The organism is Thermonema lapsum (assembly GCF_011761635.1).
Lineage (GTDB): Bacteria > Bacteroidota > Bacteroidia > Cytophagales > Thermonemataceae > Thermonema > Thermonema lapsum.
This window is the reverse complement of the sequence record NZ_JAASRN010000002.1, coordinates 136,538-152,444: the sequence shown is the minus strand read 5'-3', so window position 1 is coordinate 152,444 and position 15,907 is coordinate 136,538. Positions and strand designations below refer to the sequence as shown.

Below are 15,907 nucleotides of genomic sequence, written 5' to 3'. Positions count from 1 at the left end.
TGGCGCCCGAGAGCATAGAACCAACCAGCAACATATGAGTGAAAATGTATTAGAGGCTTTAGCAAAGCTATTTGCTATTACCACCATGCAAGATGGTGGCACCTCTGACAAAGAGCGTGCCTATGTAGAGGACTATTTTCAACGGGTTCTGGACAAAGCTTCGGTGCCCAAGTATCTTGAAATTTATGAAGAAGTAGGTCAGGAGTTTAAAGAAATCATAGAAAAAGCCAAGCAAAAGGAATACGAACAACTGGGTGATAAAGAAGAGGGAGTACTCACCGAGAAGATTGAAAAAGTTGTAGAAGACAAGGTGTTCATGCGCTTCTCGGTGCGTGCTTTGAAAATGTGTAAGCAAATCAATGAAAACCTTGACCTTCAGCAGAAGGTCTATGCCTTGATTCGCATGTTCGAACTGGTCGCCTGTGATAACAACCTCAGCGCCAAGCGCATGGAGGTGATAGACACGGCGGCATCGGCACTACAGCTGCATGAATATTTTGACCTCATCAAAGACTTCGTGCTGGGAAACTTGGAAGACCTTCTTTTGCATGAAGAGGTGCTTATTATCGCTTCCGATTTTTATCCTACAAACGAACAACTGGCAAAGCATCTTTCGCCTGAAAAAGGCTTGAAAGGTGCTTTGGTTTTTCTGCGTATTCCCGAAGTTGACATTTTCTTTGTGCGTTATATTCCCGACAAAGAGGGCGACCATGAGGTGGTTCGTCTCGATACTACAGAAATCACACCGAACGTCGTAGAAGTATTTGCCCGGGGCAGTATTATCCGCACACAGCTGGAAGTAGTCTATTACAGTGAGGTGGTGAGTGGCTTTATGGGTAAAAACATAAAGCCTATCTCTTTTGAAGCCATCGACCTCGAGTTCCGTTTCAAAAATGGCAACATCGGGGTGCGCAACGTCAACCTAAAAGAAGGAGCTGGGCGCCTGATTGCCATCATGGGAGCCAGCGGAGCAGGAAAAACCACCCTCCTGAATGTGCTCTCCGGCTTGGAAAAGCCCTACAAGGGCAAGGTACTTCTCAATGGAGTGGATATACACGACGAGCAGGACAAGCAGCGCATCGAAGGGGTGATTGGCTATGTGGCGCAAGATGACCTCTTGATTGAAGAGCTAACTGTATATCAAAACCTGTACTACAGCACCAAACTCTGTTTTAAAGACCTGAGCGAGCAGCAACTGCACGAGCGGGTCATGAATACGCTTGCCAATTTGGGTTTGGAGCATATCAAAGATTTGAAGGTAGGTTCGGTATTACAAAAAACTATCAGTGGCGGACAGCGCAAGCGTCTTAATATTGCCCTCGAACTTATTCGAGAGCCTTCTGTGCTCTTTCTCGACGAACCTACTTCCGGCTTGTCTTCGCGTGACTCTGAAAATGTCATGGACCTGCTCAAAGAGCTTTCCTTGAAGGGAAAACTCATTTTTATTGTCATTCACCAGCCCTCTTCCGAAATCTTTAAAATGTTTGATAAGCTCCTGATATTAGATACAGGAGGTTATCCCGTTTACTATGGCAACCCCATAGAAGCCATCAGCTATTTTCGCCGTAAAGCACAGTATCCACGTGCCGACGAGCCGGCTTGCGAGCGATGTGCCAATACCAAGCCCGAAGAGATTTTTGATATCATAGAAGAGCGGGTGGTAACTGAAAAGGGGGTTTATACCAACAAGCGCAAGCGTACCCCCGAGCAATGGCACGAAGAGTATTTGAAAGAATTTGGCGACAGAGCTGAGTTGGTAGAGCGGGTCAACGAGCCACTGCCCAAAGCCCTCAATCTGCCCGGTAAAGTACGGCAGACAATAATTTTAGCTACCCGAGACTTCCTATCAAAGGTAAGCAACCGGCAATATGTAGCCATCAATTTGTTAGAAGCCCCCTTGCTGGCATTTCTCCTTTCTTTTGTGATTCGTTATCAGAATACACCAGAGGGAGAATACGTTTACCGTTTCAACGACAACATTCCAGCATATATCCTCATATGCGTGCTTGTGGCTTTGTTTATGGGACTTACGGTGAGTGCAGAAGAAATTATCAAAGATAGGAAGATACGTAAGCGTGAGGCTTTCTTGAATATCAGCAAACACAGCTATTTGCTCTCCAAGGTACTTATCCTGTTTACCCTTTCAGCAATACAAACGCTTTCTTTTGTACTTATAGGCAATGCTATCTTGGAAGTGCAGGGGATGACCTGGACCTATTGGCTGGTACTGTTTTCAGTCTCTTGTTTTGCCAATATGTTGGGGCTCAATATATCCAATACATTTAATTCGGTAGTAACTGTTTATATCACCATACCGCTTCTGCTTATTCCTCAAATGATATTGAGTGGCATTATATTCAACTTCAATAAGTTGAATACAGTCATAAGCGAAAAGGGGCGGGTGCCGCTCTTGGCTGACCTGATGGTGTCGCGCTGGGGGTTTGAGGCAATTGCCGTCCGTCAGTTCAAGGAAAACCCCTATGAGAAGCATGTTTATCAGTTTGATAAGGAAGAAAGCATTGCCGATTATCGTCGCTCTTTTTGGTTGGAAGAAATGCGTGAAGTCTTGGGTGAGGTAGAAGACCTTCTCAAGAGGTCCAAAAAATCGTCAGAGGCTGCCAAAGAATTGCGTGAAAAGCTTCATTTGCTGGCAAGTGAAATAGAGCGAGAGCAACGTGCAGATACGCGCTACCGTTACGCGCGGGAGCACCGTCCCGAAACGCCTTACCTCTCAGGTATTATGCAAGCACTGACTTCCGGGCAAGTCTCCTACAACGTGCTGGAGGAACTGCAGGAATATTTCAACGTGCTGGAAGAATATTATAAGAAGCGCTTCAATATAGCGCGGCGTCAAAAAGAACTTTTCTTGGTGAACATAGAAAGCCAAGGAGTAAATATTGATTCCCTGAGTAATTTGTTCTATAATGACGCACTGGCTGATTTGGCAAAGAATGCCAACATGAAAGACAAAATAGAGTTCTACAAAGGGAAGTTCCTCCAACACATGGACCCTATCTTTCAAGACCCCACCGATTACAAGCATGCTTTGGACTACCGGGCACATTTCATGGCACCTCGTAAACACTTCTTTGGGCGTTATTTTGATACTTATCATTTTGATGTGGCTGCCATATGGATATTGACAATTTTGTTGTATTTTACACTTTATACAGACTTTTTCAATAAATTGCCTCTATTGAAAGCCCTGCTGGAGGTTAAATTTTTCAAAAAGGAATAAATTGTATTGAAATAAATTCTAAGTAATATGAAGAACATATCATGGTTTTATCTTATTTTGTGCGTTTTTTTCTTAGGTGCTTGCGGTGAAAGCATCGAAGAAGGGGCATCCTCTACAATGACTACCGCACAAGATAGTGCACGTAAGGCAAGTACACGTTTGTCGCCCGAAGTCATCAAAGGTATTATACAGTCGATTCCCAACCCCGTAGAAATCGCCTTTTTGATAGAGCAGATAGCAGAGTATGACCCTACGCTGTTGAACTCGCCTCAAAACGTAAGCAAATACAACACCGATTACCGTCGCGCGCTGAATTTGGGCATTTACAGTACAGACTTGGGGTATGCCAATACCTATGGCAAAAGCCAAGATGTCATCAACTATTTGTCAGCTACTCGTGATTTGGCTAACGGCTTGAACGTGGAAAAATATTTTGACTTTGAGCATATCCGCAAGCTGGCTGCCTACAAAGACAGCTTGGGGGTATTGGTGATGGAGTCTACGCGCAGCTTGGAGCGCATGAACGAAGCCCTTCAAAATGAAGGTCGCACAGATATGACCATTCTTATACTGACTGGTGGGTGGTTGGAAGGGCTTTATCTGCTGTGCAATGTAGAGCGCGAGCAACACAACGAAGAACTGGCAATTCGCATTGCCGAGCAAAAAATAGTCTTAGAACAGTTATTGGTGCTTTTGCGTAATTACGAAGACTATAACCCCAAAATCAAGCGCCTGCGCAGCCAACTGGAAGAGCTGGCAGCCCTATATGAGCATGTAGAAGTGAAATATGTACCCGGAAAAGTGAAACAAGTGGAAATAGATGGCGTATTGACCATAGAACAAGAGCAAAAAGCCGAAGTAAAATTTACTTTGAGCGACCTGAATGCTATCTTGAGTAAAGTTCGTGAAATAAGAAATCAAATCGTTAACTAATCTAAAAATAGAACTGCCATGAAACGTTATGTTTTGTTATTCTTTCTGTTGATGGGTGGAGCTGCTTATGCACAGCAGTGCACGCCCGAGGTAATACGTGAGTATACTCGTAAGTGTGTGAATCAGCTTCGTCCACATGGGTACACCTTCCTCAAAAGCTACCGAATCGATGCCAGCTCCAATAAAACAGTAGAGTATTCTTACATTTTCAACCGTGGACAGACCTACATGATTACTTTTGCTAATGAGTCTAATCCCGAAGAATTCTCGGGGATTTTGTTTGAATTGTTTGATGGTTCGCGCCGCAAGCTTATTGACAACTTCAATCCCGCTTTGAAGGAGTACCGAACAGCAGTTGCTTTCCGTTGTAGTCAGACGGGTATTTATTATTTGAAATTTACTTTTGAACCTTCTGTAAAGGATTACTGCTTGGTTAGCGTGGTTGGCTTCAAGCGCTAAGGCGTTTGATTTTCGACGTTAGCAAGTGTATTTTTTGAACAACTAAACAACAGACAATCATGCTTAAAAAATACTTATGGATTGCACTTGTGGTCTTTGTAGGCTTGTTGACCTCCTGTGGAGGTGAAGAAAGCGAGCAAAATGGTAACGATGTAGCTAATCAAGGAAACGGAGGAACAGAACAAAAAGAAGTAGTAGATATAGAAGCAGCTCTGCAGAAGCTGAGTAATGATTTTACCTTGTTGCGTGCTATTCCCAGCCCCATTGAGATGACTTCGCTGGTGCAGCAGTCCGGGGCTAAATACAACCGTTCTATTTTGCACGATGCCAATAAAGCCAAAAGCTATGCCACTGACTTCAAGCGTGCGTTGAATGTGGGGGTGTATAGTACCGATTTGGGCTTTGCGCACCTGTATGGTAAAAGTCAAGATGCCATTGATTACTTGGTAGCCATCCGTGACCTTTCCACTGCTTTGAAAGTAGATTCCTATTTTGACTTTAAACGCTTGAAGCAGCTGACAGAATCCAATGCCAGCATCGACGAGCTGTTGGCAGAAACCCTTACTAGCCTGCAAGCCATGAAAGATGGGCTTGAAAAGGAAAACCGCGGCGATATCACCGTATTGTTGGTTACCGGCGGCTGGGTAGAAGCGCTCTACTTGGGTTGTCATGTGGCTGAAAATGCTAAAAACAAACAACAATTGCTTGAACACATCGCAGATCAAAAGCTATCGCTCGATAACATTGTAAAGCTTCTGGAAAATATCAAGAACATTACCCCCGAAGCCAAAGCTTTATACGAGAAAGCAAAGCAGTTGCAAGAAGCCTACGCCAATGTTTCTTTAAAAGTGGAAGCGGTGTCTAAAAATACCGTGGTTGACGGAGTGCCTACAGCAGTGCAAGAAGAACAATCCGTAGAACTAAACTTCTCTGAGCAAGATTTTCAAAAGATATATTCTATTGTGAAAGAAATGCGCCGGTTGATTGTTGAGTAAGGAGAACAGCAATTGAAAGGGCTTCTTTGGTTTTTTTGCTTCTCAAAGAAGCCCTTTTATCTAAAAAATAACAGAAATGAAACGGTGGTGCTTGCTTTTGGCATTTACTTTATTTACCCTATTGGGAACCCTTTTGGTTGCACATGCCCAGTGTAACTCAGAGCCTCTTGTGGATGAAGTGCTTAATTTTTTGAAAGAAAAGAATTTCAATTTTCTAAAAAGCTATAAAATAGACGGGCAAAAGGGTACCAATAAAGAGGTCGAGTATTCTTATGTTTTTAGTGCTGGCACCACGTACATGATTGTTGTCAATAACGGAGTCAAGAACGCAGAAGGGATAATTATTACCGTAGAAGATGCCGAGCGCAACGAAATAGCCAAGAGTTTTATAGGCGATACCTATGTGCCGGCAGTGCAGATTATATGCAATCGCACCGGCATTTATTATCTACGCTTCACTTTGGTAGACAAAAAGCACGATTGTGCAGCGGCTGTACTTGGCTTTAAACGCTAAATGCCATGCCGATTCACCTTCACACTTTGCCAGTCAAGCGGACGGCGCGTTTTTACACTATGGGAGAACCGGGTATTCATATACGTCATGTATGGTGGTGTTTTCATGGTTATGGGCAATTGGCTACCGATTTTATTTTGCCTTTTAGCGACTTCGATGACGGAAAAACTCTCATAATAGCCCCGGAAGGCTTGTCTCGTTTTTATTTAAAGGCAGGAACGGGACAAGTAGGCGCCTCTTGGATGACCAAAGAAATGCGGGAGGCTGAAATCATGGACTATCTGCACTACTTCCGGGAAGTGGAGAAAAAACTTTATGCCTCTTGGATGCACTCTTTTCAAATACATTTTTTGGGTTTTTCGCAAGGATGTGCTACGGTTTGCCGTTGGTTGTTGCATACGACCGTTGCACCGGCAAAGCTCATCCTTTGGGGAGGTGTCTTCCCGCACGATTGGGATTTTGAAAAAGCTGCTGAGCGCCTGCAAGGAGTCCCCGTTTACTTTGTATTGGGTAAAGAAGACCGCTTCATTACCCCCGAACAGCTTCTTTCTTTCATCGAAATGCATAAAAAATACGGCTTCGATATGAAGCCGTTGTTCTATGAAGGCGGGCACGAAATCAAAAAAGAGGTGCTTGCAAGTCTGTTTTAGTTTATTTCAATTTCCACTTCTTCGGTAAGTGGGTGCCCCACGCAAGTAAGCACATAACCTTCTTCTATCTCTTGCTCGCTGAGCGCCTCTTGTACTTCCAGCTCCACTTTCCCTTTTTTGAGTTTACCCATGCAAGTCGTGCAAATGCCGCTCTGGCAAGAATGGGGCAAATCAATACCTTGTTCCAAGGCTACATCTAAGATGCTGCGTCCCTTAGGAACTTCGAACGCATAGGTTTCACGGTCAAAATGAATAACTACACGGCTCACTTCCGGTTGTGTATGGCTCGATACCTTTTTTGCTCCAGCGTCTCCTCCGGAAGCAGTAAACACCTCTTTATGCAGCTGGTTGCCTATTTGCAGGGCATCGTATCCCTTCTGTATTTGCTCCATTATAGCCGCAGGACCACACATCCAGTGGCTGAGAGGTAGGTGGCTTTGTAGCAAAGGGCGGAGCAGCTCTTGTACCCGTTCAGGGGAAAGCAAACCGGTGAGTCCACTCCATGCGGCAGGCGCTTCTTCCAAAATATGGGTAATGTGCAAACGCTCCGGATAATCCGCCTGCAGCGACTTTAAGTCTTCATAAAACATGATGCTTGCTTCGTTGCGGTTGGCATAAAACAAAGACACCTTACCTTCCGGATTGGCTTGAAGTACCGACTTGATGATAGACATCATAGGGGTGATGCCGCTGCCACCTGCCCACAACACGTAATTTTCGACATGTGGGGGCACGATGGTGGGGGTAAAGCGTCCCGATGGCAGCTGGGAGGTGATAACCATACCGCTTCGTGCATAGTCGTTCAAATAATTGGACACAACCCCTCCTCGCACACGTTTAATGCCTACCTTGGGCAATTCACCAGTATAAGGTGAGGAACAGATAGAATAAGAGCGCTGATACTCTTTGCCGTCAATGGTGAGTATGAATGTGAGAAACTGCCCTGCTTCGTAGCTAAGAACACCGCCAGAAGGCTGCTCGAAGGTGATTTCAACGGCGTCGGCTGTGAGTTTTCTTACCTCTTTTATTTTCAAAGAAATGGTTTTCATAGGTGATTCAATTTATATGTTGAGCCAATAGGTTGCTTTTATAACCAACGCGCGGTTTTTTTGTTGGAGTTCATGGGCGAAGTAATTGTCAGTATATACTACAAAAATATCAGAAACCGGCTTGAAACGCCACTGTAAGCGTGCATTTATATTGACATTGTCTATTTGGTTGTTGTATTGCAAGAAAGTAGTCAAAAAGAGCTCACGGCTGAAAGAGAGGTCTATGCGGGGACCTAATAATATCAGCTCTGCCGAGTGATAGGGCTGTGGCAGCAGGATACGTATGTAGTTGCCCGACAGGCTAATGCTGCCAAAAGGCTGAAAACGGTAATTTACAGAGCCGCTGATGCCCAGTAAATGACCATTATAGTATTGCCCATAGTTGATGTCGCCGTCTAAGTTAAACAACTTTCTTCTATCGGTATTGAAGCTGAAGGCGGCGCTGTAGTTGGTGTACTCACTGCCTTCCGGGAGCTTCGGACCACCAGTATTGGTAGGGTCAAACGAAAAGAAGAGCAGCACATAGTTGTGTCGTACTGCCAAGTTGATACCGGCTGTATTTTGAAATACTGCTTCGTAGCGCAATTGGCTGAAGCGGTCGGTGGAAGTCCCCCGATTGTCCCAGTAAAAGCTATTGTAAAAGAATATATTGTGCCGGGCAATGTGTTTACTGCCTTTGGGAAAGATGGTATAACGGGCGAATGGTTCTAAGCGAAAGTGCCCGTTTCGTGGTACATAGCCAGTACTTGGTGCGTAGTTTTCACCTACCCACTCGTGGTTCCAAGCTACAAGGAAAGTAGGCTTGTCGTAAGCCAAGTAAGCAGCATGAGCAAACTGCGCCGGCAGGTTCTCAGGTGTAAATAATTGATGGTAAAAAAACTTGCCTTGCCATGTGTTGTCCTCGGATGCAAGGTTGTAATCCAAGCCTACTACACGGTTATAGTTGTTGGTATTGAAGGTAAAGTCTTTATTGGCAGTGGAGGTCGTCTGCTCATTGACAAATACCGCCGCTATGTTGGAACGGCTGAATACACGACGCTGTACAGCTGCTACCGTGTAGTTTTTACCTGTAATGCCTCGGCTGTCATCGGGGCTTGTTTGCATATTCAATAAGCCTACACGCCAATCACGGTTTACTTTTCCGCTGAGGCGTGCTCCGTACAAGATAGGCGTTTGCACAATCAAACCGGTGGTAGTATCGCGTGCAATGCCTATGCGGCGGGAGAAGAAAGGACGAATGCGCGAAAAGCCAAAGTTGGCAAAGAGGTCAGCATTCTCAAGAAAGAACTGCCGGCGTTCCGGAAAAAAGATTTCGAAGCGGTCGAGGTTGGTTACTTGGCGGTCCACTTCTACCTGTGAGAAGTCGGGATTGAAAGTAAGGTCTAAATTCAGCGATGAGCTGAGGACCACTTTAAAGTCGGCGCCGGCATTGCCCTTATACACCGCTTTGGTGGTGTCTTGTGTGAAGTCTTCGGCATAGCTGCCGGTGAGATAGGGAATAACTACTACGTTTGATTTAGGTTTTTGAAGAGGTTGCTCGAAATGAAGGGTGCCGGTATACGCCAAAGAGACAATGAAAAAATTACGCGGTACAGGCACCCATGTTGAACGCTCGAATTGGGCAAGGTTACCACGCAGAAAGTTGGCTTTCCATTCGTTGCTCCCATTCTTGAAACGTATGGATTTGAAAGGGATAGCCATTTCCACCGTCCAGTGGTCGGCATGACGGCACACTTCGGCAAACCACTTGTTGTCCCAAGCCTCATCAGCGCCGCGGTTGCCTCCGTCGGCAATAAGCCCTTCCCGCTGCACCCCATAGGGGTTGACTCCAAACAGAAAGCCGTTGGTTCCGTCTTGAAAGGTGTCGAAGACCACCATAAAAAAGTCGTTGTTCGAGGGGCTGAAGTCACGGCGCAAGGAAGAAACCACCACCTCTTCGGGGGATTGCCCGTGGCACACAGCAGCAATGTAAATGTTTTGCTCATCGAAGAGCATGCGCACTTCTGTTTGAGATTGAGCCGCAGAGCTGTCATAAGGAAAGTTTTGCCAAAAGTGATTGGCAACCAGAGCTTGTGCCCATACTTCTTCGTTGAGTTGCCCGTCTATTTTTACGCTACCGGATGGTATTTTCCGTACAAGCAGCTCGTATTGACTTTGAGCTTGCCCTATGCTACAGCTCACAGCACAGATTGCCACACATAATGTAAAAAAGCGGAGAAACATCATCCTTTTAATTTTTTTAAACAAAGAAGACTGGTTGGTTTTATCAGCCAAACGGAAAGAGTGGGCATAAATTGTAAACGAAAAGTGGCTGTCGGGATTTAGCTGTGTAATAATTCGGCTACTTGTTCACCTACTTCGGTGCCAATAGCTACTCCCATACCGTTGAGACCTACACCTGCCACTATTCCCGGTGAAATCCTTTGTACAATAGGTTGATGGTTGGGCGTGAATGCCATGATGCCTGCCCAAATGTACTCTATCTCAAAGCTTATACTGGGCAAGATAATTTCCTGTAGCTTTTTCACCAGTTGCTTATAGATAAATTCCGTAGGCGTAAGTTCTGTAGTAGTTTCGCCTTCGAAGTCTAAATTGCGTCCGCCGCCAAAGAGCAGGCGCCCGTCTATGTCGCGGAAGTAATAATAGCCCTCGTCGAAATGGAAGATGCCCCTAAAGGGCAACGAGGGGAGAGGACGGGTGATGAGCACTTGCCCGCGCCCGGGAGCAACAGGCAGTGATGGCAACAGTTGTCGGCTGAAAGCATTGCTACAAATAGCAATACGTGGGGCTTCAAATACGAAAGGTTCGGCTGTATGGCTTTGTTTTACATGTACTTGCACACAGTCGCGCCCACGAAGCTCTTCTATGTGTAGCACTTCGGCGCCAGTGAGCACCGTTACCCCCAGTTGCTGCACATAGGCAAGCAACGAGCGGGTAAGCATACCGGTATTCACCTTTCCTTCGAATGGATTGTAAAGCAAGTGCGATACCCGCTGGAAGCCAAAAACAGGCAGAAGGTGGTTGGCAGAGCGAAAGACTTCTTCGCCAAAAATAGGATGCAGAAGCTGGTTTATATAAGCCATCTGCTCCAAGGCGCTTTGATGTTTGGGCAAAAGTAGTTCATAGCCACCGGAGGCTTCAAAGCCTATTTTTTGGTCGCCCAGACGCTGGCGCAGCTTCTTCAGTCCGCACCACCGGCGTTCTACTGTTTGCAAACAGCTGTCTTCGTCATTGCGTTGAAGGTCTGCCAGCAGCTCTGTAAGACTGCCAAAACAGGCAAAACCTGCGTTTTTGGTGCTTGCCCCCGTGGGCAGTAAGCCCCGCTCCAGTACCAGAATACGGTTTTCCGGTTTCTTTTCTGCTAAAGAGGCGGCACAAGAAAGCCCTACTAAACCACCGCCTACTACGATAAAGTCGAAATCGCGCCAATATTGTTTTTCCCAATAACTGTTGCTGCTTAGCTGCATGACTGCTTTTTTATGAAAAATGAAGGCTCAGCAAAACAAAACGAAACTACGATGCTTTTATTTTACACTTTTCTATTGCTTTGGTGTTTTTTTTTGAAATTTTGCTAACTTACGAGCCTAAAACGGAGGCAACTTTTGTACCTTGTAGAAGAATTTCAGAAACAAAAAAACCTGCAGCAATGCCGCAGGCCTTTTTCTGATGCTTATTAAAATCGATTAAAAAAAGCGTTTAATATCTTGAAGGGTGCAGAGTTGCCCCGTTTTATTTTTCATTTCCATAAAAAGCGCGGATGTATTGCTGTACCTCCTCCCACACTTCTTTTACTTTCCCCTGCCGCTCTTCGATGAACACCTCCAGCTCTTTTAAAGCTTTTATGCTTTCCAGCATCGATGGTATAGGATATGCCGTAAATTTCGTGCCAATTTGCTCTTCTATTACACCATTTTGCTGATGTTCTTGTAAAAGAGCTAAAAATAGGAGCGCAGCTTGTCGAAATAGAACAGAGGCATAGAGCATGAGTCCGGCTTTTTCTATGAGCTGTTGAAGCTGCTGTAAGCTGTTTAACTGCCCACTTGCCCAGTGCACAAGAGCATGAGCTAAGTCCTTCTCTTGCGGAAGCGCTTCTGCAGCAGCTAAGCAGACCTCAATTCTTTGACCCATACTCAAACACCTGTCAATAATTTGAATATAGGCGTTTTCCCACGCTTTCCAAATGTGTTCTTGTATGGGTGATTGCATGCCTTGTCGCGCTCACTTATCGATTGCAAAGATAGTAAATATTGCTTATTTGCAAGTGAAACTATGGTATTTTTTTATTTAAAAATCTTTTTCACCTTGCTTTAAGACCATTTGAATTGTACAAAACATAGTTTTGTTTACTTGCAATTTCCACACTTGAAGCCCTCATTGTTAAGAGGGCTTTTTGTTTTTTTTGTGCAATATAAAATAAAATTTTGCCAGGGAGCATTAAACCCCCACTTTGTCCATTTTTTTGGGGTCTCGGTTGTTTTGACTGCTCTCCTCGATGTATTGCACTATTTTGCCTGCTACATCTACCCCTGTGGTCTTTTCTATACCTTCTAAACCGGGCGATGAATTGACTTCTATTACCAACGGACCACGTTCAGAGCGTAACATATCTACGCCGGCTATCTGCAGCCCCAAGGCTTTGGCTGCCTTGATTGCTGTTTCTTTTTCTTTGCGACTTAGTTTCACAGGTTCGCTCTTGCCGCCTCGATGCAGGTTGGAGCGGAAGTCGCCGCTTGCACTTTGGCGTTTCATGGCGGCTACTACCTTACCGCCTACTACGAAAGCACGGATATCGCTGCCTTTCGATTCTTTAATAAACTCTTGTACCAAAATTTCTGCATCCAAGCCATAAAATGCTTCTAATACGGAGCGGGCGGCTGTTTTGGTTTCTGCCAGCACCACGCCTAAGCCTTGGGTGCCTTCCAGTAACTTAATAATCAACGGTGGACCACCTACCTGCTTGATTAGATAGTCTATGTCACTGGGATATTTGGCAAAAGCTGTGCGTGGGATGCCTACGCCTGCTTTGGTCAAAATCTGGAGGCTGCGCAGCTTATCGCGTGAACGGATGAGTGCTAAAGAACCGCAGGTAGTAAACACTTTTTGCATTTCAAATTGCCGTATGACGGCTGCTCCGTAGGCAGTAACCGATGCCCCTATGCGCGGAATGATGGCATCTACATTTTTTATGCAGTGGTCGCCCACAAATACGTCGGCAGTATCATGGTCCATGACCATATAGCATTTGGTGTGGTTGATAAGCAAAGCTTCATGTCCCCGCTGCCGGATGGCTTCTAACAAACGCTTGGTAGAGTAGAGTGCTTTATTGCGTGAAAGAACGGCTATTCTCATATTCATGTTTGTTTTTTCTGAAAGAAAGAGAGGTTTTTTTTCCGAACATCCACCAGAAATCCATACTTCTTCAAAAACTTTCTGCCCAGCAAGATGGGGTAGCGCATCTGCTCGCGGTCTGCTAAGGTAAACTCTATATCGAATAGCTCCCCAAACAAAATAATTTTTGTTTGGATGACAAAGCGGTAGTCGCTGTGCCCAGAAGAACTGGTTACTTTCTTTTCGTAGAAGTGGGTGGCTTGGTACTCATGGTCGTTGTATTGGGGGTGTGCTGGGTCCAACAAATGAAAGCTTAATACTGGTCGCCTATGAGGAGTTTCTACTATACACACACGGTGGCAATGGATGGCAGAAGTGTAGGCACCGGTATCTATTTTACAATCTAAATCGTAGAGTTCAAATTCGGGCAAGTCAACCTTGTCAAAGATACCTATGAGGCGTGAACCAGGGCGATTGTTCATATCCTACCGCATCAGGGATTGTTTTCAATAAGATATATGAAAAAGTGCGCAAAGAAATAAACTTAATGAAAAAGGTGCATAAAAAATGATTTTTTTTTGAAAAATCATTGACAGTCAATAAAATGAGATAAATCACTAACCGCTTTAAATTTTACTCTTGAGATGCCTCCGTTCATGCGCTTGATACTGCCTGTGATTATCGGCATTGTCTTGGCAAGAGTCTCTGGAGCAGCTGTTCCTCCCGTCTTGTGTTTTGTTGCGGCTTTGATGCTGCTTTCACTTGCTTTGCTTTTGTATGCGCAAAGAAGGAGGCGCATCTGGCACGATAAGTTGCTAACCATATTGTTTTATCTCTTCGTTGTTTTGTGTGCTGTCAGTCGTTATTCCCTTGTTCATCAGGAAAAGGAAGCCATGTGGCTTTATGAACGTTGCCAAGGGCAACTGCTGGCATGGGTGGCAGAAATAGATGCTCCTCCTGTACAAAAGCAGCGTTATATAGAAGCGGAGGTTCGTTTGCTTGTTTATCGTGATACAGAAGGAATTTGGCGTCAGCTCAAGCGCGGCTGCAGGGTACTGCTGCGCATACAAGACTCCTTGCGGGTGCATATAGGCGACCGCTTGTTACTCAAAACCCAACTGGCTACCTTTGCGCCCCCTTCGGAGCCTGATGGCTTCGATTACAGGCTTTACATGCATAACCAAAATATTTATCTTTCCTCTTGGGCAAAAGCAGGCAGTTACGTGCGCCTTGAGCGTTCTGCTCACTTGTGGCAAGGCATACGGCGGGGCATAGCGCTATGGCAAGAGCATTTGAAAAGAGGGCTTTCACAGGCGGGCTTGAAACAGAGTGCAGGGGTGCTGTTAGCATTGAGTCTGGGCGACAAAAGCCTGCTTCAACAAGATACTAAACAGTTGTATGCCGACACAGGCGCTTCACATGTATTGGCTGTATCGGGTTTGCATGTAGGCATTTTGTTCTTGCTAATGCAATGGCTATGGCAGCCAGCACGGCGTCCTGCCTTACGCTGGGCATTTTTGCTAACCACATTGCCTTTATTGTGGGGCTATGCTCTTCTGACTGGGGCATCACCTTCGGTGTTGCGGGCATCGCTTATGTTTTCGCTGTTTTCGTTGGCATCTTGTATGAACCGAACTACCAACGCCTACAACACTTTGGCACTATCAGCCTTTTTGCTTTTGTTGCTTAATCCCATGCTTTTGTTTCATTTAAGCTTTCAGCTGTCCTATATGGCAGTATTGGGAATTCTTTTCTTCTATCCACGTTTGTCAGGGCTTTGGCAGCCCCGTTTTACTTTTCTTAGAAAAGTGTACGAGCTACTGTGCGTGTCGGTAGCTGCCCAGTTGACTACCTTGCCACTTACCCTGCTTTACTTCCGGCAGTTGCCTTTGGCAAGCTTACCAAGCAGTCTGTTGGTAGTGCCCCCAGCACCTTTTTTATTGCTTGCCTCTTTTGTGCTTGCCCTGCTGATATTGCTACATGCACCCACTGGGCTTACTACTTTGTTGAGCAAAACCTTGTTGTCTATTCAAGGGTTTATTGAAACTGCTTTGGAGGTTTTGCGGGAAGCTTTGCCGCCTGTTGCCATGCCTTATTGGAATACAGTGGACAGCCTGATTGTCTGTGGGCTCTTGCTGCTGCTTGTATTATATTTGACCAAAGAAATGCCTTTTCGCCCCTTTGTTGCCTGTAGTGCTATTGTTTTAGTACTGGGGAGTACATACAACATTTACAAGCAATATGCCTTGCACAAAGAAGCCCGTATGTATGTGTGGTACAATGCTCGTCATAAGCATTGCGAAGTGTGGTTGGTCAAAGGGAGAGAGGTGTGGCGCTCCGAGCCGCTGTGCTGCAACCGAAGAGCATGGCGTATCTCATGGAAAGAGCGGAGCGTGTGCGTAGTGAATGCCCCTATAGACACGACAAATTTATGGACAAAAGCACCGGACATTCTCGTTTGGAATAGCCATCGTACCATACCCAGCCGCTATGTACAAGCAAGCCAGCTGTTCTTATTGGGACCCAGCGCTTCCAAGTGGCAAGAAAAGATGCTACAACAAGCATCCAAAAAGCTATATGACTTACGTAAGCTTGGGGTATGGTCTATTAGCGAAAATTCGCCAATAGAATAAAATGCAAAATTTTGTTTTTTGCACTTTCATCAAAACAATGAATGGTCGATAATTTTTTATGCGCTTTAGATGAGAGTGAATGGGGTGAAAAATAAAATTTTTTTCTTT

General features: G+C 45.2%; 13 protein-coding genes. 7 read left to right on the top strand and 6 right to left on the bottom strand.

The features are described from left to right. Positions 1 to 34: 34 nt before the first annotated feature. From FHS56_RS06000 to FHS56_RS05975, 6 genes are all read left to right on the top strand, one after another. Positions 35 to 3,238 (top strand): ATP-binding cassette domain-containing protein, encoded by a 3,204-nt coding sequence (locus FHS56_RS06000; protein ID WP_166918997.1) that lies wholly within the window; start codon positions 35 to 37, stop codon positions 3,236 to 3,238. A 27-nt stretch (positions 3,239 to 3,265) separates the two neighbouring features. After that, a complete protein-coding gene (locus tag FHS56_RS05995; RefSeq protein WP_166918996.1) occupies positions 3,266 to 4,171 on the top strand; it encodes a ribonuclease H family protein in 906 nt (301 codons plus the stop codon). Positions 4,172 to 4,189: 18 nt separating this feature from the next. Next, entirely contained in the window at positions 4,190 to 4,630 is a 441-nt protein-coding gene (locus FHS56_RS05990; protein WP_166918995.1) for a hypothetical protein, read from the top strand. A gap of 59 nt (positions 4,631 to 4,689) precedes the next feature. Continuing rightward, on the top strand, positions 4,690 to 5,625 hold the full coding sequence (locus tag FHS56_RS05985) for a hypothetical protein (protein ID WP_166918994.1): 936 nt from the start codon (positions 4,690 to 4,692) through the stop codon (positions 5,623 to 5,625). A gap of 76 nt (positions 5,626 to 5,701) precedes the next feature. Continuing rightward, positions 5,702 to 6,139, top strand: coding sequence for a hypothetical protein (locus FHS56_RS05980; RefSeq protein WP_166918993.1), 438 nt, complete (start codon positions 5,702 to 5,704; stop codon positions 6,137 to 6,139). 5 nt (positions 6,140 to 6,144) lie between these two features. After that, positions 6,145 to 6,789: an alpha/beta hydrolase gene (locus tag FHS56_RS05975; RefSeq protein WP_166918992.1), complete on the top strand. Its 645-nt coding sequence runs from the start codon at positions 6,145 to 6,147 to the stop codon at positions 6,787 to 6,789. Here the strand turns inward: FHS56_RS05975 and FHS56_RS05970 are convergent. The 6 genes from FHS56_RS05970 to FHS56_RS05945 form a co-directional block, all read right to left on the bottom strand. After that, positions 6,786 to 7,838 carry a ferredoxin--NADP reductase gene (locus FHS56_RS05970; RefSeq protein ID WP_166918991.1) on the bottom strand — a complete coding sequence of 351 codons (1,053 nt, stop codon included), beginning with the start codon at positions 7,836 to 7,838 and terminating at the stop codon, positions 6,786 to 6,788. The genes FHS56_RS05975 and FHS56_RS05970 overlap by 4 nt on opposite strands. Positions 7,839 to 7,850: 12 nt before the next feature. After that, positions 7,851 to 10,064, bottom strand: coding sequence for a DUF5916 domain-containing protein (locus FHS56_RS05965; protein ID WP_166918990.1), 2,214 nt, complete (start codon positions 10,062 to 10,064; stop codon positions 7,851 to 7,853). A gap of 95 nt (positions 10,065 to 10,159) precedes the next feature. Further along, positions 10,160 to 11,305, bottom strand: a complete 1,146-nt coding sequence (locus tag FHS56_RS05960; protein WP_166918989.1) for an NAD(P)/FAD-dependent oxidoreductase — start codon at positions 11,303 to 11,305, stop codon at positions 10,160 to 10,162. A gap of 262 nt (positions 11,306 to 11,567) precedes the next feature. Next, the gene (locus tag FHS56_RS05955; RefSeq protein WP_166918988.1) at positions 11,568 to 11,966 is read right to left on the bottom strand and encodes a hypothetical protein; all 399 of its coding nucleotides are present in this window, start codon (positions 11,964 to 11,966) and stop codon (positions 11,568 to 11,570) included. 306 nt (positions 11,967 to 12,272) lie between these two features. Then, on the bottom strand, positions 12,273 to 13,187 hold the full coding sequence (gene rimK / locus FHS56_RS05950; protein ID WP_166918987.1) for a 30S ribosomal protein S6--L-glutamate ligase: 915 nt from the start codon (positions 13,185 to 13,187) through the stop codon (positions 12,273 to 12,275). A gap of 2 nt (positions 13,188 to 13,189) precedes the next feature. Next, positions 13,190 to 13,648 (bottom strand): ATP-dependent zinc protease family protein, encoded by a 459-nt coding sequence (locus FHS56_RS05945; protein WP_166918986.1) that lies wholly within the window; start codon positions 13,646 to 13,648, stop codon positions 13,190 to 13,192. A 174-nt stretch (positions 13,649 to 13,822) separates the two neighbouring features. Between FHS56_RS05945 and FHS56_RS05940 the strand changes: the two genes are divergently transcribed. After that, a complete protein-coding gene (locus tag FHS56_RS05940) occupies positions 13,823 to 15,799 on the top strand; it encodes a ComEC/Rec2 family competence protein (protein WP_166918985.1) in 1,977 nt (658 codons plus the stop codon). Positions 15,800 to 15,907 lie beyond the last annotated feature (108 nt).

Excerpts from the sequence above, each read along its gene's own strand:
- FHS56_RS05940 (WP_166918985.1), top strand. The coding sequence starts at position 13,823 with ATGCGCTTGATACTGCCTGTGATTATCGGCATTGTCTTGGCAAGAGTC.
- FHS56_RS05960 (WP_166918989.1), bottom strand. The coding sequence starts at position 11,305 with ATGCAGCTAAGCAGCAACAGTTATTGGGAAAAACAATATTGGCGCGAT.
- rimK (WP_166918987.1), bottom strand. The coding sequence starts at position 13,187 with ATGAGAATAGCCGTTCTTTCACGCAATAAAGCACTCTACTCTACCAAG.
- FHS56_RS05995 (WP_166918996.1), top strand. The coding sequence starts at position 3,266 with ATGAAGAACATATCATGGTTTTATCTTATTTTGTGCGTTTTTTTCTTA.
- FHS56_RS05955 (WP_166918988.1), bottom strand. The coding sequence starts at position 11,966 with ATGGGTCAAAGAATTGAGGTCTGCTTAGCTGCTGCAGAAGCGCTTCCG.
- FHS56_RS06000 (WP_166918997.1), top strand. The coding sequence starts at position 35 with ATGAGTGAAAATGTATTAGAGGCTTTAGCAAAGCTATTTGCTATTACC.
- FHS56_RS05990 (WP_166918995.1), top strand. The coding sequence starts at position 4,190 with ATGAAACGTTATGTTTTGTTATTCTTTCTGTTGATGGGTGGAGCTGCT.
- FHS56_RS05980 (WP_166918993.1), top strand. The coding sequence starts at position 5,702 with ATGAAACGGTGGTGCTTGCTTTTGGCATTTACTTTATTTACCCTATTG.
- FHS56_RS05945 (WP_166918986.1), bottom strand. The coding sequence starts at position 13,648 with ATGAACAATCGCCCTGGTTCACGCCTCATAGGTATCTTTGACAAGGTT.
- FHS56_RS05985 (WP_166918994.1), top strand. The coding sequence starts at position 4,690 with ATGCTTAAAAAATACTTATGGATTGCACTTGTGGTCTTTGTAGGCTTG.
- FHS56_RS05970 (WP_166918991.1), bottom strand. The coding sequence starts at position 7,838 with ATGAAAACCATTTCTTTGAAAATAAAAGAGGTAAGAAAACTCACAGCC.
- FHS56_RS05975 (WP_166918992.1), top strand. The coding sequence starts at position 6,145 with ATGCCGATTCACCTTCACACTTTGCCAGTCAAGCGGACGGCGCGTTTT.
- FHS56_RS05965 (WP_166918990.1), bottom strand. The coding sequence starts at position 10,064 with ATGATGTTTCTCCGCTTTTTTACATTATGTGTGGCAATCTGTGCTGTG.